The 22,906-nt window shown below is 36.0% G+C and carries 19 protein-coding genes, 3 pseudogenes and 1 riboswitch; of the genes and pseudogenes, 5 read left to right on the top strand and 17 right to left on the bottom strand.

All coding sequences use genetic code 11. The features are described 5' to 3' along the window. Positions 1–21 precede the first annotated feature (21 nt). Positions 22–876 (top strand): transglutaminase family protein, encoded by an 855-nt coding sequence (locus ACFXN8_RS14665; protein ID WP_376070055.1) that lies wholly within the window; start codon positions 22–24, stop codon positions 874–876. Positions 877–1,040: 164 nt separating this feature from the next. On the opposite strand, the gene bioF is transcribed toward ACFXN8_RS14665, so the two are convergent. The 16 genes from bioF to fdhA form a co-directional block, all read right to left on the bottom strand. Beyond that, positions 1,041–2,210 carry an 8-amino-7-oxononanoate synthase gene (bioF, locus tag ACFXN8_RS14660; protein WP_386846055.1) on the bottom strand — a complete coding sequence of 390 codons (1,170 nt, stop codon included), beginning with the start codon at positions 2,208–2,210 and terminating at the stop codon, positions 1,041–1,043. Between the two features lie 3 nt (positions 2,211–2,213). Beyond that, on the bottom strand, positions 2,214–2,945 hold the full coding sequence (bioW, locus tag ACFXN8_RS14655) for a 6-carboxyhexanoate--CoA ligase (protein ID WP_386846053.1): 732 nt from the start codon (positions 2,943–2,945) through the stop codon (positions 2,214–2,216). Next, entirely contained in the window at positions 2,926–3,429 is a 504-nt protein-coding gene (locus ACFXN8_RS14650; RefSeq protein WP_386846051.1) for a hypothetical protein, read from the bottom strand. Before ACFXN8_RS14650 ends, bioW begins: the two co-directional genes overlap by 20 nt. 198 nt (positions 3,430–3,627) lie before the next feature. Further along, positions 3,628–4,662 carry a C45 family autoproteolytic acyltransferase/hydrolase gene (locus ACFXN8_RS14645; RefSeq protein ID WP_386846049.1) on the bottom strand — a complete coding sequence of 345 codons (1,035 nt, stop codon included), beginning with the start codon at positions 4,660–4,662 and terminating at the stop codon, positions 3,628–3,630. After that, positions 4,655–5,443 carry a helix-turn-helix domain-containing protein gene (locus ACFXN8_RS14640; RefSeq protein ID WP_386846046.1) on the bottom strand — a complete coding sequence of 263 codons (789 nt, stop codon included), beginning with the start codon at positions 5,441–5,443 and terminating at the stop codon, positions 4,655–4,657. The genes ACFXN8_RS14645 and ACFXN8_RS14640 overlap by 8 nt, the downstream gene beginning before the upstream one ends. Before the next feature lie 525 nt (positions 5,444–5,968). Continuing rightward, on the bottom strand, positions 5,969–6,697 hold the full coding sequence (gene queE / locus ACFXN8_RS14635; RefSeq protein WP_386846044.1) for a 7-carboxy-7-deazaguanine synthase QueE: 729 nt from the start codon (positions 6,695–6,697) through the stop codon (positions 5,969–5,971). After that, on the bottom strand, positions 6,690–7,163 hold the full coding sequence (gene queD, locus ACFXN8_RS14630) for a 6-carboxytetrahydropterin synthase QueD (protein WP_386846042.1): 474 nt from the start codon (positions 7,161–7,163) through the stop codon (positions 6,690–6,692). The genes queE and queD overlap by 8 nt, the downstream gene beginning before the upstream one ends. A 3-nt stretch (positions 7,164–7,166) precedes the next feature. After that, a complete protein-coding gene (queC, locus tag ACFXN8_RS14625; RefSeq protein WP_386846040.1) occupies positions 7,167–7,826 on the bottom strand; it encodes a 7-cyano-7-deazaguanine synthase QueC in 660 nt (219 codons plus the stop codon). Between the two features lie 344 nt (positions 7,827–8,170). Then, a riboswitch (PreQ1 riboswitch) is annotated at positions 8,171–8,217 on the bottom strand. Positions 8,218–8,444: 227 nt separating this feature from the next. After that, positions 8,445–9,299: a polyamine aminopropyltransferase gene (gene speE, locus ACFXN8_RS14620; protein WP_386846038.1), complete on the bottom strand. Its 855-nt coding sequence runs from the start codon at positions 9,297–9,299 to the stop codon at positions 8,445–8,447. Continuing rightward, positions 9,299–9,733 carry an adenosylmethionine decarboxylase gene (speD, locus tag ACFXN8_RS14615; RefSeq protein ID WP_082172725.1) on the bottom strand — a complete coding sequence of 145 codons (435 nt, stop codon included), beginning with the start codon at positions 9,731–9,733 and terminating at the stop codon, positions 9,299–9,301. The genes speE and speD overlap by 1 nt, the downstream gene beginning before the upstream one ends. After that, on the bottom strand, positions 9,730–11,226 hold the full coding sequence (locus tag ACFXN8_RS14610) for an aminotransferase class I/II-fold pyridoxal phosphate-dependent enzyme (RefSeq protein ID WP_386846036.1): 1,497 nt from the start codon (positions 11,224–11,226) through the stop codon (positions 9,730–9,732). Before ACFXN8_RS14610 ends, speD begins: the two co-directional genes overlap by 4 nt. Then, a complete protein-coding gene (gene metK, locus ACFXN8_RS14605) occupies positions 11,226–12,401 on the bottom strand; it encodes a methionine adenosyltransferase (RefSeq protein WP_386846034.1) in 1,176 nt (391 codons plus the stop codon). Before metK ends, ACFXN8_RS14610 begins: the two co-directional genes overlap by 1 nt. 934 nt (positions 12,402–13,335) lie before the next feature. Further along, positions 13,336–14,427: a DUF4179 domain-containing protein gene (locus ACFXN8_RS14600; protein WP_386846032.1), complete on the bottom strand. Its 1,092-nt coding sequence runs from the start codon at positions 14,425–14,427 to the stop codon at positions 13,336–13,338. Then, the gene (locus tag ACFXN8_RS14595; protein WP_376077478.1) at positions 14,424–14,978 is read right to left on the bottom strand and encodes a sigma-70 family RNA polymerase sigma factor; all 555 of its coding nucleotides are present in this window, start codon (positions 14,976–14,978) and stop codon (positions 14,424–14,426) included. The genes ACFXN8_RS14600 and ACFXN8_RS14595 overlap by 4 nt, the downstream gene beginning before the upstream one ends. A 374-nt stretch (positions 14,979–15,352) precedes the next feature. Beyond that, positions 15,353–15,850: an LURP-one-related/scramblase family protein gene (locus ACFXN8_RS14590; RefSeq protein ID WP_386846029.1), complete on the bottom strand. Its 498-nt coding sequence runs from the start codon at positions 15,848–15,850 to the stop codon at positions 15,353–15,355. Between the two features lie 1,071 nt (positions 15,851–16,921). Continuing rightward, positions 16,922–18,136: a formaldehyde dehydrogenase, glutathione-independent gene (gene fdhA / locus ACFXN8_RS14585; RefSeq protein ID WP_376077473.1), complete on the bottom strand. Its 1,215-nt coding sequence runs from the start codon at positions 18,134–18,136 to the stop codon at positions 16,922–16,924. Positions 18,137–18,881: 745 nt separating this feature from the next. Between fdhA and ACFXN8_RS26530 the strand changes: the two are divergent. Together ACFXN8_RS26530 and ACFXN8_RS14570 are read left to right on the top strand one after the other, a co-directional pair. Then, positions 18,882–19,915: pseudogene (locus tag ACFXN8_RS26530) on the top strand (IS66 family transposase). An 83-nt stretch (positions 19,916–19,998) separates the two neighbouring features. Next, positions 19,999–20,225: pseudogene (locus ACFXN8_RS14570) on the top strand (DDE-type integrase/transposase/recombinase); the annotation flags it as partial. 260 nt (positions 20,226–20,485) lie between these two features. On the opposite strand, the gene ACFXN8_RS14565 reads toward ACFXN8_RS14570, so the two are convergent. Next, positions 20,486–21,382, bottom strand: coding sequence for a DegV family protein (locus ACFXN8_RS14565; protein WP_386846024.1), 897 nt, complete (start codon positions 21,380–21,382; stop codon positions 20,486–20,488). 161 nt (positions 21,383–21,543) lie between these two features. Here ACFXN8_RS14565 and ACFXN8_RS14560 point away from each other — a divergent pair. Both ACFXN8_RS14560 and ACFXN8_RS14555 read left to right on the top strand, forming a co-directional pair. Continuing rightward, positions 21,544–21,933: pseudogene (locus tag ACFXN8_RS14560) on the top strand (IS66 family transposase); the annotation flags it as partial. 600 nt (positions 21,934–22,533) lie between these two features. Continuing rightward, positions 22,534–22,906 (top strand): HTH domain-containing protein (locus ACFXN8_RS14555; RefSeq protein WP_386846020.1); only part of this gene is annotated, 373 nt, incomplete at its 3' end.

The following is a 22,906-nucleotide window of genomic DNA, read 5'->3' as shown; positions in this document are numbered from 1 at the left end:
AATTCAAAGGAAGCGGACACAATGAAATTTGAAATTCAACATACTAATATTTTTCAATATGAGTCTGAAGTCGATCAAAGCTTAAATACAATCCGCTTAAAGCCAAGAGGCGATGAGCGTCAGCGCTTATTATCCTATCGAATTGCCATTACACCTTCATCTTTAACGCGTGAGCATACAGATATATGGGGCAATACGGTTGGCACTTTTTATATACCAGAGCAGCATCAAGAACTAGAAATCCAAACGACCTCTATTGTCAGCATTCAACGCGCACCATTTATTCATCGTATTCAATATTCACCAGAAATGCAGACCATTTTTCACTCTCAACTGTTTTACGAGCATTATTTGCCCTATTTAAAGTTTACACAATTTACGTATATGACAGAAAATCAGTTAGAGGAAGTTTACCATGCCATTGGTCATGCTGAAAATCCTGTGCTATTTTCATTAAATTTAATGCAATATTTATACTCGACTTTTGAATATGATCCGGGTGCAACCGATGTGACGACGACGGCAAGTGAAGCTTTCGCCCTTAAGCGAGGTGTTTGTCAGGATTTCACACATGTCATGCTTGCGGTGCTAAGAGCTAAAGGAATTCCAGCGCGCTATGTGAGCGGTTATTTATACGTCGACGAAAACTCCGCCTTGATCGGTGATAGTGCAACCCATGCTTGGGTAGAAGTCATGATACCGGGAATTGGCTGGATTGGTCTCGATCCAACTAATAATGTAGAAGTATTAGAAAATCACATTATTTTATGCATTGGCCGTGATTATTCCGATATAAGCCCTGTTGAAGGTGTTTATTCAGGTGGAAAGCATGATTTAACAGTTAAAGTGAGTGTCAAAGCATTGAATCATTTGTAACAAAAACGTGCAATGGTTTAAATGAAAACCCCTGATTTTTCTACGCTAAGCAGAAGTATCAGGGGTTTTATTAGGATTATGCAATCTTAAACTAAAGCTCTCGCTGTCCAACAACGATTTAGTCATTAACATCTTTTCAATATTATTAAGTTCTATAAGATTTTTTATACAATACCCATTTCTTTTCCTATTTTCTTAATTTTATTGATGACTGTATTGAGCTGCTCCATTGTATGTGTAGCCATCACTGTAATCCGCAACCGGCTTGACCCTTTTGGCACAGTTGGTGGTCGAATCGCTGGAATAAAGACACCTTCATCCATAAGTTTCTCAGAAAATTGCATAGCTTCACGGGAATCACCAATAAGAAGAGATATAATGGGAGTTTCCCCTTCCCTAACTACAAAACCGGATTCCTCCAATTTTAAACGTAAATACTTAGCATTATTCAGTAATTGTTCCCTTCGTTCGGGCTCATTTTGAATAATGGATATTCCTTCTCGCGCTGCTTCAATCGCACTTGGAGATAAACCTGTTTGGAAAATAAATGATCTAGCGTTATTTAGTAAATAGTTCTTTGCAATTGACGATGTCGCCACAAAACCACCCTCTGCACCAATCGCTTTACTCAACGTGCCCACTGTAAAATCAATCTCATCTTTCAACCCAAAATAATCAGCAGTACCACGACCATCACTTCCTAAAATACCTGTCACATGCGCATCATCAATCATTATGTAAGCATTGTATTCCTTTGCTAGCGCAACTATTTCAGGAAGTGGAGCAATATCACCATCCATACTAAAGACGCCATCCGTTACAATTAACTTCTTTCCATCTCCATTTGATTGTCTCAATTTATGCTCTAAATCCACCATATCCGCATGTTCATACACAATTGTTTTTGCTTGACTAAGGCGACAACCATCTATAATACTCGCATGATTCCAGGCATCAGAAAAAATAATATCCCCTGCCTTCATCACACTTGAAATCACGCCAATGTTCGCTAAATAACCACTGCTGAAAACAATGGCAGCTTCCGTTTTTTTAAAATCCGCAATTTCTGATTCAAGCTGTTCATGAATAACGAAATTTCCAGTTGTTAATCTCGAACCGCCAGCTCCTGTACCGTATTTACTAATACCTTCAGATGCTTTCTTTCTCAACCGAAAATCTGTTGCAAGACCTAAATAGTTATTAGATGAAAAAAGCAAGAATCTCTTATCATTCATGATTACCTCGCTCTCATTTCCATTTGAAAACGAGCGTAACTTCCTTGTCAATCCTTTCTCTTCTATTAATTGTAGTTCCCGTTGAAACCAATGATCCATTTTTTAATCCCTCCTAATGAGAACCGGTACATTTTCTAAATAGTCTATATAAGATTCTAGCTCAACTTCATCTGACACAAAAAAAATACGCCCTCCGCTCTCACAGCCTACCCTTTTTAACGGTGTAATTCTGACATAACCAATGGCACGATTACTTACATATCCAGTCACATAATCTGGATCATCAGACCAACATAATTCTGCAATTGTATACGGAGAATTTGCCACTTTTGACGCCAGAGCCAACGCTTCACGGACACGCTCATTAAGGTCCCCAGTAGCATCTTGCCAATCGATTCGTGATACACGAACACCCCTTTGTCCTCGATCGTCAAGCCGTAAGCCAGTTTTACTATTTAGGATGATTGCCCCACGGAGATTTTGATTACTACTAAGTTGATGAAAAGCAACATTCAGTGCATGTTCCGAAACACCTCGGGAGGTTAGTATCTTTCTTGCTTCATTATGGGCCTTTTCGATTGAAGCAGCCTCAACTGTCGTAATTTCTAAAGGTGGCATATACTGTATCTGATCATGTGCAATTTTTTCAACGGTAATTTGAATAAAGTCAGCCTCTCCACGTGAATGATTATTTACTTTGCTCAATAACTGTTTTACGATTGGCTCTATCTGAGATTTACTGCCTATCCGTTCACCACCAGATATATGCTTTTCCCCTAGTTCAGAACTTCTTTCAGCCGCACGCATTCGAATGCTATAACACGCTTTTAACATGATTATTACCTGCTACTTTCCTATTAATTGTATGTAACATTTTCGTTATAGGATAAACACTAACAGCTGTGATGACCATACCTGGAATAGCCAAAACTAATAACGGTAAAAATGGAGTCCCTAACGTAAAAGCTAAACCAAATCTAGCAACCGTTGTTCCAATTGGGCCTGCCAAAACAAGTACCGGAATTGAAGTCCCAAATAAAACAATGAGTAGGCCTACAGTCAATCGAAAAATGAATGCGATCTCCACATTTAAAATCGAGTGTATACCTAGTAAAAATAAGATTAAACTTGCAATGATCCCCGCTAGAAAATATCGTTTAAATCCAAATACCGCAGCAATCGCAACTGCAATGGGTGCTGATAATTGAAATTCTGACCCAGGAATACCTGTTGGAATTTTAAATATGCCTGAAACGATAATAAGACAAGCTAGCAATGAAATCTGGGCAAGATCATAAGTAGAAAACTTTCGGATCATTTTATTCCTCCATCTTACTTTTAAATACTTGTTGTTGTTTTCTCCTATTCTCCTTAATTTGGGTTAACCTCAATTAATAATAAGTTAACACAAATGTAGATTGGAAAGTAGATAAAATGGTAGGATTTTTTATTATTTGTGAAAATACGATTTTGTTATTTATCACTAAATCGGTGATATTGCAACCACAGGTCCTTTTTATTTAGATTGATTAATTGTCCCTTTCATATATTCAGGTAGAATGAATGTCCCCTCCATATATTCTTTTAGAGAAAACATCATTGGTTCACAATTCCCACCAACTCCAATTATGATGCTTAAATCTTTTGGGCAATAGACAACTGTATGCAACGTACCAAAGTACTCTTTATAGTGTTTAAAAAATATCGGGGAACTTTCATCATTAAAGTGATGGTATGTAGACATGGGTGATAAACTTTCCGATAATAAGGAACTCACATAGTCCTTATTTTTTATTGATCCTTGTACTCCTATTCTGTTTTTCTCTCTCAATATTTCTGACTCAAAGTGATTGGTACAAATAAGAGGATTCGTGAAATTGATGATCTGTTGTTGCGGGGAAGCTTCTACTATTACACTTGTTCCACTTTGATCTGTAATGGAGTAATTGTAGCAATAACCATGAGGTATATTTGTGATGAAATTTAGTGCCTCTTCAATATTTGCACATTGTTCTAATAGCATTCTAACAATAGTCGTTGCTATAAATCCCTCTTCCTTGTATTCGTTATTCACAAAATGTAACCCTACAACGAGCCCCTTTTCATTCATTCCATCAAGTCTTCCAATTATTTGCTGACTAAAGCCTACGCTAACATAGCCATCTGTAGGATTCATCCATACAAGCCTTGCATCGTACATTTCCGGACTAAAATCATAATTGCGTACATAATAGCCATCATTTACTAATGTAGTACACCCCATTTGTGGAAATGCTACATCATATCCACTAAAAAGTTTAATAGTATTATCTATTTCCATATCTAATCCTTCTGCCAAGCCGATTAATTCTTGAAAAAGATTCGGTGAAACTTTTTTTACTATTTCCTTCGCCTTTTGTACATTTGAGTTAACATTCAATTTCCCTAGCTGTTCCAATTGTTCAAAGATCGGTAATGACCTTAATTCTCTACCTTGCTCCAAGCCAAATTGATAATAATTTCCTTTCAATTCTACTATTCTTACAACTAACTCTTCATCATTTTTATACATTTTTCGTTTCCCCCCTCTTCCCAAATTGTGTGACCGGCAATAATAAGTCGAGATTAGTAAAATCATTCCCTCGATACCATTCTAGTATGGAACCTGTAGGAACCCAGTTATTTTCATTTGCATAGTTTATTAATTTGCAATAACCATCTTGAATTTTTGTGATTGAATCATTAAAGGACATAGCAATGTATATACAAGCTGGCATATGTTCTAAAAAATCTGTTTCAATTAGCTTGTTTGGGTGTATGTCTAAAGGTATTCCGAAGCCAAATTGGACTTTAATCACGTCTTTTCCAGATATATATTTTAAATAGCAATTTTTTATTTGAATATTTAATTGCTCAAGTTCTTTAGCTTTCTTATTAACAATTTCTCTGAATTCACCAATTTCGGATTCAGCAAAAAACCAAATAATTTTTTCTGCGCTTTTCTCTAATAGATAGATATTTTTGCTAGTATTTTCACTTTCTAAGTAGCGTAAACTTACATTTAAAATATCTAGCCTTCCCTTTATCATCTGAATCCAATTATCCATCATCTTTTGTCTTGTTATTTCATCGCTTTCCTCTAAATACGCTTGAATATTTTTTATTGGTATATCTGCCAAACGTAAACTTGAGATTAATTTAGCTACTTCAACTTGATCTTCAGAATAAACTCGATACCCACTAATGTCTCTACTGACTGAACGAAGTAAATTTTGTGACTCATAATATCTTAATGCGCTTTTGGAAATACCAGTTCTTTCGGCGAAATCCTGTATTGTCATCAACTTACTCAACCATTACACCTCCTTTAATTCAATGATACATCTTAAAGTTACTTTAAGGTCAAGAGGGAAATTCAAAAATAATTAGCTTGCTATTCATACAAGCCTCATCTCAAATTTATGACATCCGCCGGAAACTTTAGGCTAACAAATGTCTTTTGCACGAAAGCGAAGCGGCAGTAGCAGATGTTTTTTGTGCGAAAGCGAAGCGTCAGCAAAAGGGTTTTATCTGCGCGAAAGCGAAGCGGTAGCGGCAACAACACGATGTTGGTCACTCAGTTGTTTGCAGATTCCGCATCGCTACGAGCACCCTTGCACTTGGCTAGTCACTACTTCTATCTTCGCGGTTCAGCTATATATTCTATAGATTACATTCATGCTGCGCGCATCAAAAAAGTATAGGCCAAATTAGCCTATACTTTCACACCTTCCTAAGTTAAGAACTTTTCCCTTTCGATTTGAAGGTTTTACAGCACATATCTGATGGAAGCCTAATAAATAATGATAAAACCATACAATTTTTCCTGTAATGGCACACTATACACCTCTTTTATTCCCCCAAACAAGAGCATGCACCTGTGGCAGTACTTTGACATCTCTGAATTCCTCATCCTTCATCACTTTATCAATCAGCGCATGATATTTATCTAATAAATGTAGTATTAAACGTGAATTGTCAATCGTCGTAAGATCATCATTACCGACTTGGAGATAAAAAGGAATCTTTGGATACCGATGGTGAATTTGTTTAGCATACTCGTAATCCGCTTGATTAAAAACGACTATTTTGAGGGATATATGGTGATTACTGTTTCGATTTTTAAGTTTTTCGAAGAAATCAGAGAGCACCGAATAGTCTGTTGTCATACCAGAGCTAGGTGGCTTTGGTGAGATTGTCAGTTCATCTATCTCATACATCCATTTTTGCCACCTACTTCCTTGTGTTTCCACCCCGACCTTTATGTCATTTTCTTTTAAAATTGCAATGAACTCCTCCAAATTTCGGATAAGTGCAGGATTGCCACCTGAAATCGTGACAAATGAAAAGCCACTGCCTCCAAGACGTTTCAACTCCGACCAAATCTCTTCCGCTGTCATTTGGACAATAAGATGCTTTCCGCTGCCATCCCACGTAAACGATGAATCACACCAAGAACAGGAATAATCACAGCCAGCAGTTCTCACAAACATGGTCTTTTGGCCAACTACCATTCCCTCACCTTGAATCGTCGGTCCAAAAATCTCGATAACAGGTATCTTACTCAACTTCCATCCACTCCCGTCTCGCTTCTGCATAGCTTGTCGGAGTTTCATATAGCCGGATAAACTCTACACGAGCACCGTTATATCTTTGTTCATCAAGCAAGGCCTCAGCCAACTTTTCGTAAATCCAAACAACAATGTTCTCTGCCGTCGTATTCATGGGTGGAAGCGTTTCATTTAAATAACGGTGATCCAAATGAATCTCTATTTTTTCTTTCCAAATTCCTTTTATATCGCCAAAATCAATCATCAAACCGCGTTCATCTGTGTATCCACTTAGTCCTAAAACTACGCGATACGTATGACCGTGCAGGTTTTTACATTTCCCCTCATAATTATGTAGATGATGAGCAGCATCGAAGGTAAATTCTTTGCTTACGAGAACACGTTTTGTATGATAGTTCAATTGATTTCTTTGAATATCTACATCTATTTTTTGGAGCTTATCGACGATTCTAAAATCTGACATGCCTTAAGACTCCTTCCTGTAACTCAAATACTCATCAAGCCCTTTTTTTCGAAGATGACATGCCGGGCATTCACCACAGCCATCTGCTATTACACCGTTATAGCAAGTCAACGTTTTTTCCCGAACAAATTCAAGTGCTCCAAACTGATCAGCAAGCTCCCATGTCTGTGCCTTATTCAGCCACATCAAAGGTGTATCAATCATAAAGGAATCATCCATCGATAAATTTAACGTTACATTTAAGGATTTAATAAAAACATCTCGGCAATCCGGATATCCGCTAAAATCTGTTTCACAAACGCCAGTTACAATATGCTTAGCTCCTACTTGGCTCGCTAAAACGCCCGCAAATGAAAGAAAGAGAAGATTTCGGCCAGGTACAAAAGTCGATGGAAGCTCACCATTTTCTCCGTCTTCTACCTTTATGTCTTGTCGTGTCAATGCATTCGGAGCAAGCTGATTCAGGAGTGACATATCAAGAATATGATGCTTGACACCGAGCTCCTCTGCTATCATCTTCGCACATTCAATTTCAAAACGATGCCTTTGACCATAATCAAAAGTTACTGCCTCAACTTCTTTAAAACGTTCTTTTGCCCAGAACAAACAGGTTGTACTGTCCTGACCTCCACTAAATACAACAATTGCTTTTCCCTGCATCATCTATAAAAACTCCCTTTTATCGAAAAAACAGCACTCTAAGAAAAAGTGCTGCTTCTTCTTAGTTTTTTTTAGAGGGTAGCTAAATACCTCTTTCTTGATTGAACTATTCAATTCCTCATTGATCGATAATCAATTTTTTCTGGATTAAGATCGTGGTACGACATATGAATATTGTGTACTTTAAGGCGTCAGTCCTTCTTAATGGCTTCGGCCAGACATAGAAAAACCTCCTTGTAAAATGTTTCCCAACACTTTTCAAGAGAGGCATCACCAATCGTTCTATTAAAACATAAGTAAAAACATAAAAAAAAGCCACGTCCGATATGGACATGGCATATTGTCATGTTTCCATAGTTTTTTATAGAGGGTATCAGCTATGAACCTCTCCCGTTCTAGTCCGGGCATTCTTTTCTTCAATATAATACAAAAAATAGTACAATACGTCAAATGGATTTTTTTTATAAAATCTTCCCATAAATGCTTCTCTGGAAAAACCACTGTTATACTGCCCAATCCGGACGAATTACTTGCATTGCAAAGCGAGTTCTTGGTCGAAAACTAGTTGTTCCGTCGAAAGGAATAACGCAAAGTCAACTTTAATAACCAACATTTATTGGTTTATTCATCACGATCAAGTGCCTCTTTCACAAATGTAGGAAGTGCGAATGCACCAACGTGTAAATCTGTATTGTAATAGTTCGTTTTTAGAGCAAATTTGTCCCAAGCATCTACTTGAATATCTTTAATTGGATGTAATACTTTTGAAGCAAATCCGAATAGCCAGTGTCCCGATGGATATGTTGGCATATGGAATTGATATACGCTTGCGATTGGGAAAATATCTTTAATTTTTTTATGTGCTTTACGCATGTTTTCTGCATACTCCACGAAGTATGGTGATTCGTGTTGGTTAATTAAAATCCCTTTTTCGTTTAATACACGGTAACATTCTTTATAGAAAGCTGTTGTAAATAAACCTTCACCGACTGAAATTGGATCAGTAGAATCTACTAATATTAAATCGAATGATTGATCAACTGCGTTTTGAACGTAAGCTAAGCCATCATCGAAAATCATTTCCATACGTGGATCCTCTTCGACACCAGCAGCTGTAATTGGAAGGTATTTCTGGCTTAAACGGAATACTAACTCATCGATTTCAACCATTACTACTTTTTCTACTGATTTGTAACGTAGTACTTCACGAGCCGTACCACCATCACCACCACCAATAATTAATACCTTTTTTATATCTGGGTTAGTAGCGAATGCTGGGTGCGTAATCATATCGTGATAAACGAACTCATCTTTTTCATTGACCATCATCAATCCATCTAAAGTGAAGAAAGTACCAAACTCTTCACTTTTATAAAAATCGATTTTTTGGAACGGAGATTGTTCACTATGAATTTCTTCGTTGTATCCGATTGAAAATTTACAGTGATTGCTCCATTGTTCTGTATACCATTTCATTAAATCACGTCCTCTAATACTTCTTGTTTCACTAGAATTGTATCAATTTCTTGTTCTGCGAATTGGCGAATTTTATCTGCCATTCCACGAGGTACTTCAAATGATTCTGTCTTTTTTGCTTGCAGTTTTTGTTCTAAATATTCTGCTGCTTTCCAAGGACTTACTGAGTCGCCACAAGTGTAAACATCAACAGAAGCAAATCCATATTCTGGCCAAGTATGAATTGTTAAATGTGATTCAGCAATAATGACTGCACCCGAAACACCATATGGGTTGAAATGATGGAAGCAAGATTCTACAATTGTTGCCCCAGAATAGTCTGCGGCTTCATTCATAAATTGCTCGATTAAAGCATTTTGCTCAATAATTTCACTTGGGCAACCATAAAATTCGATTAATACGTGTCTTCCTAATGTTGATAATTCAATGCTCATTTATCTATCTCCCTTACGACTGTTATATAATTTTCTTCTTTAGTTTCATTCAAAACATTCCTAAAATTAAGAAAATAGAAGTTATATAATTCTACTACTTCCTCTGAAATAACTTCTCCGGGGATCACTAGTGGTATTCCCGGTGGATAAATCATTAATGAATCTGCACTAATTCGACCTACCGCATCAAAAATTAAAATTGTTTCTGTTTCTGCATTACACGCCTGTTGTGGTGTCATTGCTAATCTATTTATTTGATTCGCTGTCACATAAGCTGACTGAATCGCATCTTTTTTAGCGTGATTACGTTCTATATCTTTTAACGCATGTACTAATTTACCGATTGTTTCATTCGTATCAACATGACTAATGACTGCCATTATGACATATCCTTCGGCAAGTTCTAGTTGAATTCCATACTGTTGTTTCAATATTGTGTAAACTTCGAAACCGGTTAAACCGATATCGTTCACACGAATAACAAGTTTCGTCCAATCATAGGATTGATTGAAATTTCGTTGTACGTTTTCAGCTACTAGTACTTCATAGCGTGAATTATTTTCTATTTCTTCAATTGCCGCATCAACAATTGACTTTAAATGGCTATAACGTTGCTGTCCATACACCGCTAATTCCCTTCGTGCTACATCTAACGAACTCATTAATAAATAATTTGCACTCGTCGTTTGAAGCATATTTAATACTTTTTGCAAGTGCTTCGAATCGATTCGTTTTTCTTGTAGTAAAAGAAGCGAACTTTGCGTTAATGAACCCCCAGTTTTATGCATACTCATCGTTACTGCATCTGCACCAGCACTAATCGCATCGTTTGCATTAGGTAAAAATGTTAAATGAGCTCCGTGTGCACTATCAACAATAACTGTTACATTTTGTTCATGTGCGAGTTTACAAATTTCTTGCAGTTGATTCATCGAACCAAAATAGGTTGGATATGTCACAAGTAAAGTTTTCGCTTGTGGATTTTCTGCAAGCGCCGATTTTACATTTTCAACTGAAATTCCGTGTGCAATACCAAAATGTTGATCCACTTCAGGTTGAATAAATACTGGTTTTGCTCCACTTAATATAATGCCGTTCATAACTGATTTATGGCAGTTACGAGGAACGATCAATGTATCTCCTTGTTTACATGTCGCTAAAATCATCGCCAGAATGCCTACAGTAGTTCCATTTACTAAAAAGTAAGCGTAGTCTACATTAAATGCTTGTGCAGCTAATTGCTGAGCTTCTTTAATAACCGATTCCGGATGACTTAATAAATCAAGCTCTTTCATCGAGTTTACGTCCATTCTTAATGTCATTTCTCCAAGCGTCCATTTTAATGGGTTTTCATGTAGCCCCATTTTATGTCCAGGTACATCAAACGGCGTAACTTCTTGTTTAGCGTAATTGACCAAAGCTTCAAATAATGGCATGCGGTCTTGAGTGACTAAAAACTCCTCTGTAGCCACTCGATCTTGCACGCTTTGCATTATTGTCCCATAGCAACTGTTAAGAGTTGCTGTAATTCCGAAACTTTGTCTGTATTTTCCCAAGTTACGTTTACATCACTACGTCCAAAGTGACCATAAGCTGCAACTTGTTGATATTGTGGTTTACGTAGATTTAGCATGTTAATAATGCCAGTTGGCGTTAAGTCGAATAATTGACGAATCGCTATTAAAATGTCTTCTTTCGCTACTTTTTCTGTACCAAATGTTTCTAAAGCGATACTAATTGGTTCACTTACACCAATTGCATATGATAATTGGATTTCACATTTATCTGCCAAGCCTGCTGCAACAATATTTTTCGCAACGTAACGCGCTGCGTATGCCGCTGAACGGTCAACTTTTGTACAGTCTTTACCAGAGAATGCGCCACCACCATGACGAGCTGCGCCGCCATAAGTATCAACAATAATCTTACGTCCTGTTAAACCTGCATCTCCGTGTGGTCCGCCTACTACGAAACGACCAGTAGGATTAATTAAAATGCGGAAGTCTTCATTCATACCAAATTGCTTCGCAACAGCTTTAATTACGTTTTCTGTAACGTAATCAATGAATGCTACTCGGTCAAAATCATCATCATGTTGTATTGACATTAAAACAGTATCAATTTTAGGTTGCTTACTATCTGTATAATCAATAGTTACTTGTGATTTCATATCTGGGCGAGCCCATTTGAATTGACCATTTTTACGTTGCTCAGTTGCACGTTTTACAAGCATATGCGCCATTTCAATTGCTAGAGGCATATAGTTCTCAGTTTCATTCGTCGCAAAACCGAACATAATACCTTGGTCACCTGCACCAACTTCTTTTGTATCGCTTGAAGAATCAACACCCATTGCGATATCAGGAGATTGCGTGTGTACTAAAACTTGTACATTGCAGTTATGACCATCAATACCGAACTGATCATCTGTGTAACCAATGCCGATTAGGGTATCACGGGCAATTTTTTCGATATCTAGTTCTGCTTTTGTTGTGATCTCTCCACCAACAATTACTGTGTTTGTAGTTGTGAATACTTCACATGCCACACGTGATAGCGGATCTTGTGATAATGCTGCGTCTAATACTGCATCTGAAATTTGGTCTGCAATTTTATCTGGATGTCCTTCCGAAACAGACTCCGATGTGAATAATACTTTTTCTGACAATTTTCACTGCTCCTAACAAAATTATAGATTTTAGGGCATAAAAAAAAGCTCACCCAATTTTAAGGAAAGCTTCGAATACTATCAGCTGCTGTTCCTCTTATTGTTCACAAAAGTAAATTTTGTGCTCAGGTTCGGCCCACTGGATTTAATTCATGATGAACTAAATTGTTTGGCCACCGTATCTTCGACCCCTCGTCTCAACGGTTATTAATAAGAGCTATATTATTATGCTGAGACTCATATTAAGTCATAAACATTTGAGTGTCAATTTATTTTTTTATGATTAATCGCTATGAAAAATAATTCATTTACCCTTTTGCACACAAAAATACTAAGTGTAACAATTTATAATCAATCAATATTTATTATAAAAAATGAATAATAATGCATCTAAAGGTTTTGATATTAATAATAGAATGAACTCCTATTAAATTTGTTAATAGATGCGTCAAAATATCATATTGTAAACATGAAAATTTTCAGATCATCAAGGAAGATATAGGAATTTTTCAGGTCTTTTATTTATAGAAATCATTTAAATTTCTATAATTCAGAATATTTTTTTCGGTCAATTATAGAGTTCTATGGAGTTTATCCATTCTTATGAGATAGAATAAGGGCTGTCACAAAAGTCACTTTTATGACAGCCCTTTAATGTGAAAAAGTTTGGCTGTTTAAGTAAATTGTTATAATTATACTCTCGTGCTCGTATTTCTTGGTATTTCTCAAAAAACGTATTGTTATCATATATATTCTGTTTCATTTTACCCTAACGTTATGAACTATTTGCGCAAATTAATTATCACATGTATACAAAAATAAAATTAGACTTATAATTCAGTTTTTGTTAGGATGCTGATAGAGGCAAATTCCATGAAAACAATATATTAAAAGGCAGAAATCCCACTCGATTTCTGCCTTTATTTTTATGGTATTACTTTATAGGAACTATGATGGGTTCAATTGCATAGGGTTCTTTAATGAGTTCTAGTGCACCATCACTGTCCTTCATTTTGTAAATACCTACTACAGGAGTAATCATTATCGATGTTGCTTTTTCATCAAAACGATTTGTAGTAATGCGTGCTTGATTCCCGCTTAGGTAATTGAAATCTGTACTATGTCCTGTACCTCTGTGATGAACAATATTATACACATTTCCTAAATCATCGGACACCTTGTACTCAATTAATACGCCACGCCACTCTTCTTCCTCTTTAGCTATTGACGCCATATCTACTAATTCTGAAATTTTCAGTGTTGTAGAAACAGGTGTTTCTGTTATTTCTCTAACGATTACTTCTGTACCTTCAGCTTCCGTTATTATACTACCTTTTTCAAATACTTTAGTTTCACTTGCGAGCTTTGCTAAAGTGAATTCAAATGACCAGTCTCCTGCTATTGCATTATTTCCATTATTTAAATCAACAATTTTATTTCCTTGGAAAGTAATTTGTACTTTCTCTGGCTTTGGTCCTTTAATGAGCTCGTAAATATATAATACAGCATACTCTTTGTCATTTATTTTTTTGACAATATAATGATTATCGAATCCACTATGTTCATATCTATTTTCAAATTCATCAGCAGTTATTTCACCCTCTAAGATCGGCCTTTCCCCTAACTTTTTTTCACTCTTTATTGTGTAAGCTATCGTAATATTTTCTCCATCGTAAACAGCATCTGTTACAGTTACTTCAACATCATTACTTTCTTGAGTCGTTCCAATACTTGTTGAATATTCATCATGCTTTTCGAATACATACTTCTCGTCATCAACGAATAACCCGAATATATTCCCGACAACCGGTATGTTTGCCGCAAAAGTTGGGAATGCGTAGCCAATTGAAATACTTGAAGCAACTAAAAATACAGCTGCAGCCACAAAACTTCTTGTTAAATGCTTTTTCTTATTTACTTTCATTACATTTCTTTTAATTCTCTCTTTTTCAAGAGTACTCACTTCCATCGGGTCCATATTCATGTCGATTTTTAAGTGATTAAATTGTTTATATAACTTTTTCATGTCACACTTCCCCCTAATCGAATCTGTTGTAACCGTTTTTTCCCACGATACAATCGGTTATCAATAGCAGCCTTTGTCAAACCGTGATGCTCAGCAATTTCTTCATTTCTCATATTTAAAAAGTATTTCATCGTAAAAATATCACGGTCTAATTGGTCTAATTGGCTCATCATTTTTAATAATTCTTCTGTAGAAATCTTTATCAAAAACTCTTCTTCAGCTGATATTACCGCCTCACTTTTTTCATCTATCTCATAAAACAATGGCGATTTAGATAACTTTCTTTGTTTATTGATTGCTTTATATTTTGCTATTGTGCAAATCCATTTTCTAAAATCCTCTTTATCTCCTTCAAATTGCTTAGCATTTTCGAAAGCTCCCAAAAATGTATCACTTATACATTCTTCTATCATTTGTGGATCATTGTAAGATTTTAAAGCATTATATATAACTGCTTTTACGATTCCGACATACTCGTCGATTACATATTGAAGTGCTTCTTCTCGCTTTTTCTTAAGATACTTTATAAAGTTTTCATTAGTTATCCTCATACAAACACCCTTTCTTAAAACATAAGAGCCCCTACACTTAAAACATCGCTCAAAATTAAATTAATTCTCATAATCATTAGAAAATTTGTGAAATATTTTCGAAAAAAATAAATAGTACGCCATATCAAACATACTACATTCTATTTATTTATAAGTTTCTTTCCCTAAATTCAATTTTATTACAAAAGTAGTAAGTATAAACAAAAATCGATTTAGCCTGCTATAGTTTATCTTTTTATACTTTAAGGTCTTCACATAAAAATCCCATAATAAAAAGCAGGGAATTATTTCAAGATTCCCCACTTTTTAATATTATTCTAAAATTTGAATTTCTAAAGAAAACCTCTAAGCATTTTATATAGTACGTCCCTACGTTAAGTCGCCGCTGCTGAGGAAGCAGCAGCGTGGTCAGCCTTTACACAATCAATTGCGACAACGAGCGCAATAATGATAGCTTCCATCTCTTCATTCAATATTTGTACCTTGTAGCTATCGCCCCAAGTGAACCACTCCTTATTCACTTTACCGACGACTTCACCATGCTGTAAGATTTGAAAATCCATATCCCACCAGTTACCTTCTACCTCAATGCCTGCCGCATCAATTGTATAGCGTGCTTTAAAGAAAGAATACTCCTTCTTAATCGTTAACACCTCTTGACCGTTTACTTCAACAAAAAACTTCGGTAAAAAGCTGAACACCTTTTTCGTAATAAGCGCGACCTTATCTCTTGCTGCATTCATAATGGAGAACGTTTTTGGAATTTGCATAAAACTGCCCTCCACGTAATAAACATCCTTCTCCTGCTGATCCTTTACCGTAAATTTTCCACTTAAACTGAATACCTTCTGCTTTATAAAAAGTTGCTTCATACTACGCCTCCTTTTTAATAGCATATTACTAAAATCATTTTTATCATAGATAATAATTACAGAAGTGTGTTTTATATGTATAATATTTAATGAAATTTGCCTAGGAGAAAAATATTTTCTTTATATATATTCACCATATAAATAACTCTCTTACTTGTAACATAGAAATAAAGCCTATTCAAGACTGCTATATCTTAAATAGGCTTATTGTTTTTTTACAGAGAAAACACACTTACTTATGATACGGTTCCCGTAATGTATCTAAATGAGGTTCGGTACATTTTCTTTTAAAATCAATTCGCTGATTAACTCGCTGGGATGTAAAAACTATAGGCTCAGTTAAACACTATGGTTGATTTTATTAGAATCCATTGAAAAGCTAGTTTCGTCTCTTCTTTTAAAATCAACACAAGCTACAAGATAATGATAAACAATCAAATACACAGAGTATTATAATATTAAAAAAGTATAAGTTAAATAGTAAGTAAAGAATTTATTGAATTTAATCCATCAAGTACTTGTTTAACTTCAATATTTTTCGACCAATCTTCATCTTCGATTTCTACACGATTATTAACTACAAGCCATAAGTTAAGCTATGGCTGTGCAGCCGCTCTACTAAAACCTATTAACTTATACTCCTCAAGGTGAATCATATTTACCATCCCTACAAATTGAACCTTCTTTGGCTTTCTAATATGGGCTTCCTTTACTGCTGGTTAAACAAAGTACTATTCCGGCTGGCGGTGTTTAGGGAGATGCTGGACAGCTTGTTTCTTTCACTCCACTTATCTGGTTTTCAAATACTACAACAGTAGATGACTTTTTTGATAGCGTACAATGGTACGAATCCTTACAAAACCGGACAGGACAAGTTCGAAGTGGTTTCTTCATTCAGACACAACCTGAATACAAATATACTTGTGGTAAATAAGCAACGAAAAAAAGGAGACTTTGAGAAATGAAGTTCAAAGTCTCCTTAGAATATCAGCATGCTATCTAGTTCTTATTGAAAAGTAGCCAAAGGTTTGTCCTTTATGCTTATTTCAATTTAACCCCTGTAGAAATCTCTTACTTTACTAGACCGTGTGGGTCGATGACGAATTTTCTGGCAGCCCCTTTATCAAAATCTTGATATGCATTTGGAGCTTCGTCTAATGATATTACTGTAGCATTAACAGCTTTCGCAATTTGAGCTCTCCCACTCAAAATTGCCGCCATTAAATCGCGATGATATTTCATAACAGGTGTTTGACCAGTTACAAAAGTATGTGCTTTAGCCCATCCTAAGCCAAGACGAATTTTTAACGTACCAATTTTTGCATCCTCATCAATTCCACCAGGATCCCCGGTTACGTAAAGACCCGGTATACCTAAACGTCCTCCAGCACGTGTTATTTGCATAATAGAATTTAAAACAGTAGCAGGTGCTTCAACTGCATTAGCTCCATGTGCAGATGCTTCAAATCCTACACAATCTACAGCACAATCTACTTCAGGTGCTCCAAGTATTTGGTCGATTTGCTCTCCTAGGTTTGAATGATTTCGTAAATTAACTGTTTCGCAACCAAAGCTTCTAGCTTGAGCTAACCTTTCTTCATTTAAATCTCCTACAATTACTACAGCGGCTCCTAGTAACTGAGCTGAATGAGCAGCAGCGAGACCAACTGGACCTGCACCTGCGATATACACAGTTGATCCCGGTTTCACACCTGCACTTACGGCACCATGATATCCAGTTGGAAATATATCTGAAAGCATTGTTAAATCTCTAATTTTCTCCATTGCTTGGTCTTTATCAGGAAATTTTAATAATTGGAAGTCGGCATATGGCACCATTACATACTCAGATTGACCTCCAACCCATCCTCCCATATCGACATAGCCATATGCTGAACCAGGACGATCTGGATTTACATTCTCACAAATATGAGTATTCCGCTCCTTGCAGCTACGGCACCGACCGCAAGCTATATTAAATGGAACAGAAACTAAATCACCTTTTTTAATAAATTCAACATCTCGGCCTACTTCAATCACTTCTCCTGTAATCTCGTGGCCTAGAACTAATCCTGTCGGAGCTGTAGTTCTCCCCCTCACCATATGCTGATCGCTTCCACAAATATTAGTTGTTACTACCTTTAAAATAACACCATGATCACATTTGCGTCCTACATTAAGTGGATTTACCCCTGGTCCATCTCGTAAAACCAAATCTGGAAAACCAATATCTTGCACTTCTACTTTTCCGGAGCCCATATAGGCCACAGCTCTATTTCCAAACACTTGCAATTCCTCCCCTATATCATAAATTCATACAATCTATATATATGGCCACTTTGTCCTAATCATTCCTATGAAAAATAATATTCGTTCGTTCAAATTATTCATTTCTTGTTTAACGAAATGGCTCTATCTCTCACGTCTATTTCTCTACTTTACAATTGAATTCACCCATTTCAATTAAGTAGAGATTTTTTTTCCTTGCAAACTGCATATGAACTAAAAGAAGAGAGTTAGTCCATAAAGAACTGACTCTCTTCTTTTAGTTCATACTATTAGGTCTATTTTTTCTATTTAATCAACGCTCCATTAAATAAATAGAATCTCACTTACTTGTGGTACGGTTCACCATAACTAGTGTAAGTGCGGTTTTTTGTTATATTAATTAAAATCATGGCTATATTAATTTACTTTTTCTATAAAGATATATTTTAACACACGTGTTGATTAGGGAAAATGCCAATCTCGTTTTTGAGTCGTCTTAAGCAGTATATTAAGTATCGAACCAATACACATACAAACTAAAAATCCAAACAAAGCATAAATGAGTGATTCCATAAAATACCTCCAAACTTCTATTAAGTAATATTTTACTATAAATTCTTATTCAACTAAACTGCTCCGTTAGCCATCCATGTAGCGCTAAAACCAGTGATACACCACAGATGATGAAAGATGATTAAGTTCTTTCATGGGAGTTGAACAGTACGTTCCTAAGCGAGAAAATCAAAATGAACGATTAATTCGAATGCTTGAGCAACAATTAGCTCAGTCAAATCGACAAATCGAAGCATTGACTGAACAAGTTCGCCAATTAACCAAGGCTTTATACGGTTCAAAATCGGAAAAATCAAAGTATCAAGCACCAGACGGACAAGGTTCTTTATTCGATGACGATCCGTCTTTTAACGAATCTGAGCACACAGAAGAACAAAGCACAGCGACGATTACTTACACTGTTAACCGTAAACTACATAAGAAAAAACGGAATGATTCTTTTCATGAAGGGATTGAAATAGAAGAAATTCATCATCACCCCACCAATACACAATGCGACTGTTGCCTTGGCCAAATGACCGAAGCCGGTACAACTATTGCGCGTGAAGAAGCAAAATTCATTCCTGCAAAAATGATGCGCATCCAGCATATTGAACATGCCTACGAGTGCAAGCACTGTAAAATGGATGCCACACAAAAAGCACAAATGAAACGTGGGAAAGCCCCACAAGCTGCCATTCAGCGAAGCATTGCGGGACCTACAGTTCTAGCAAAAACGGGCAAATTGGCGTGGATTACTGTGATCAACTGTATCACCTAGAACGACAATTCAAGCATCTTTCACCAGGTAAACGCCGAAAATCACGGCAAAAACATTCAAAGCCGATTGTAGAGAAATTCTTAAAATGGGTGGATGAATCACCTTTCTTCGGAAAAAATGCCTTAGCCAAAGTTACGGAATACACATTAAATCGTGTACATGGATTAAAAGCTTTTCTGTTCGACGGTAGGATTGAAATCGATAATAATCCGGCTGAAAATGCGATTCGTCCAAATGTGATTGGTCGTAAGAACTGGCTTTTCTCTGTTAGTGAAGCAGGCGCTAAAGCGAATGCCATCTGTTTAAGTTTGGCTGAAACGGCAAAAGCAAACGGCATCGATTTCTATCAATACCTAGTGACGTTAATGACAGAATTGCCAAATTTACCGATTCACCAGCAGCCAGAGATTTTAAATAATTACATGCCTTGGTCGAAAAAAATCCAAGCCACATGTACAAACTAGCCATCTATCCGAAAAAATTAGGATAGATGGCCATTCGTCGTGTGTACCGAAAAGGTGCGCTTTTTTTTTATATTTTGGGCTTACTCTATATCGGAGAAATTGTAGCGCAAACAATTGATTCTACACAAGATACGTCATTCGTTTTGGATACTTTATATCAATTCTACCGCAAGGCTGCATCTTGCATAGCGATCAAGGTTCTGTGTACACATCATATGCGTATCAAAAATCAGTCAAAGAAAAAGGAATTACCCTAAGCATGTCCCGCAAAGGCACGCCCACTGATAATTCCCCAATTGAAACGTTCTATCTCGACGGAATCTACCGCACGAAAAATGCGCATATGATTCAAATCGTCGAAGACTAAATTACCTATAATAACAATATCCGTATTCAAACAATATTTAACAGCCAGTCCCCCATACCTGAATGAAAACACTGCTATCATTCAAAAAATAACGTTACATCTGCCAGTTTACTTAAGCTAAAATGCTCTCTGACTGTATAATAGTTGGTTTATAGGAATTTCGCAACTTCATGTACCTACAATAATTTAGATTACAATTATGTTTATATAGTAACTAATTCAGCTTTCTTTTTCTTAAGTGGTGCAAGCTCTGGTAGACGTACCCAACTTAAACCAAGCGTTCCTTCACCTGCATGAACCGCTACACAAGCACTTAGTGGTAATACGGAGAAGTTTATGAGCGGATATTCGTTCTCTAAAGCTTTTTTCCAAGCGGTTGCGCCTTCTTCATCATTACAGTGAATAATTGCAACTTCAGGGATAACACTTTTTTCTAGATCAGTATTTAAAACATTTTGTACATATGTTTTAGCTCTAGTCGTAGCGCGTACTTTTTCTTTCATAACGGGCTTCCCATCTTCAAATGATATGACAACTTTAATATTCAACAAGTTACTTAAAAATGCTTGAGTCCCTGAAACTCGGCCACTTTTATGTAATTGTGATAAGTTAGCCGGAATAAATGAAAGCTCACTGTTATCTGCCATCTCATTGATTCTTTCAACAATATAGCCAGGTTCAAAACCTTCACGCTCTAACTGCTGACCGAGTTTAATCATTTTCATCATCGGAAATGATCCGATTTTTGAATCCACTGGATATACTTCAAATTCAGCTTGACCAGCTGCTGTGAAAGTGCTTTGATAAGTGCCCGAAAGATGTTGAGAGGTATGAATTGCAATTGCACATGTATACCCTTGTTCTTTTAATGATTTATATAAGTCTACAACTTCACCAATAGCAGGTTGTGATGTCTTTGGATTTTTTTTAGCATTTCGTAGCTTTTCGTAAAACTGATCATGTGTCATATCAACAGTTTCGCGTAAAGCCCCTTCTTCGAACACTATATTAAGTGGTAATACGTGAATTTGATTGTCCTGTATGAACTTTTCATCTAACAATGCTGCTGTATCTGTAACCCATGCAATTTTCTTTCCCATTTAAAAGTAATCCCCTTCATCTATCGTAGAATATTATTCATTTTATCTTATGCAACTATACACAGATAAGATCATCATGAGTAGTGATATTTATAATACTGTATTTATTTTTTACAATCTTCGACATTATTTCGACAATAATTGCGATAAAAATAGCATTTTATAAAAAATACGGTAAGCTATCTAATATTTCATTCGCTAATTGTTGGGCGCATATACGACGTTATTGGCTGAAAGCCGATAGCAAAAATGGGAAAATCGGCTTGGATTACTGTGATCAACTGTATCGCTTAGAACGGCAATATAAGCATCTCTCACCAGGAAAGCGTCGTAAAGCACAGCAAAAGCAATCAAAATCGATTGTCGAAAAGTTTCAGGAATGGGTAGATAAATCGCCATTCTTCGGAAAAAACACCTTGGATAAAGTTTCCAAAAACACATTAAATCGTGTACATGGGTTAAAAGTTTCTCTGTTCGATGGTCGGATTGGAATTGATAATAATCCAGCTGAAAATCCGATTCGTCCTAATATGATTGGCCGAAAGAACTGGCGTTTTGATAGATGGACATTCGTAGTGCGGTCCGGAAAGGTGCGCATATTTTTTATATTTCGGGCTTACGTTGAACAAGGTACAATTTAGCATCTCAATTATAATACACTTTCATTTCTCAAATATTTCTAATTATAATTTGAATCACAAATAAAAGCTGAACTAATAGAAAAATTAGTTCAGCTTTTAAATAACTCATTATAATGTTGCACATTTAATAAAGAATACTGATGTAACAAGTGAATTACTTTAACTCTTGACTTTTAATAAAAGTTATTCAATGATTGGATTTAAACTACACTTATTTATGATACGGTCGTCCGTGAGATGTCTAATCTAATTATTTTATTTCTGTCTCCTTCAATTATTAGAGTCCAATCTAAGCGATACTTCAATATGCATTTTTATCTATTGTTCAAGTTGTTGAATATCTATTAATACTACGTTATAAATCCAATCTTATGGAAAACTATGAGATAGAATAAGGGCTGTCACAAAAGTCACTTTAAAATGTACCCTATAAGATAGACACTTTCAAAAAGGTCATCTTATAGGGTATTTTTGTTTATAATGAAGAAAAAACGAGCGGTGGTTAATTGTATGACTAAAAATTTATTTTCGAAACAACAACAGGCACAATTAAAATTAAATCCATACGTTAAAACGGTAAGCGCAAAAGCCATTACTTATACAGATGAATTTAAAGAATTTTTTATTGATGAATACGAAAGAGGAAAATATCCAAGTGAAATTTTCCTTGAGGCGGGTTTTGATATTGAAGCCCTTGGTCCGACACGTATTCGGAGAGCTTCGAATCGTTGGCGTACGGCTTATAAAGAGCATGGGCTATCAGGTTTAGAAGATGCCAGAAAACATGCTTCAGGTCGCCCTTTAGATCGTGAATTAAGTTTAGAAGAAAAATACGTCCGCTTAGAGGCGAAGATGAAATTATTAGAAGCAGAAAACGAACTTT

The sequence above is a fragment of the Lysinibacillus sp. NPDC059133 genome (assembly GCF_042755925.1).
Lineage (GTDB): Bacteria > Bacillota > Bacilli > Bacillales_A > Planococcaceae > Lysinibacillus.
Note: the sequence above shows the minus strand (reverse complement) of the source record. Positions and strands in the feature narration are given on the sequence as shown.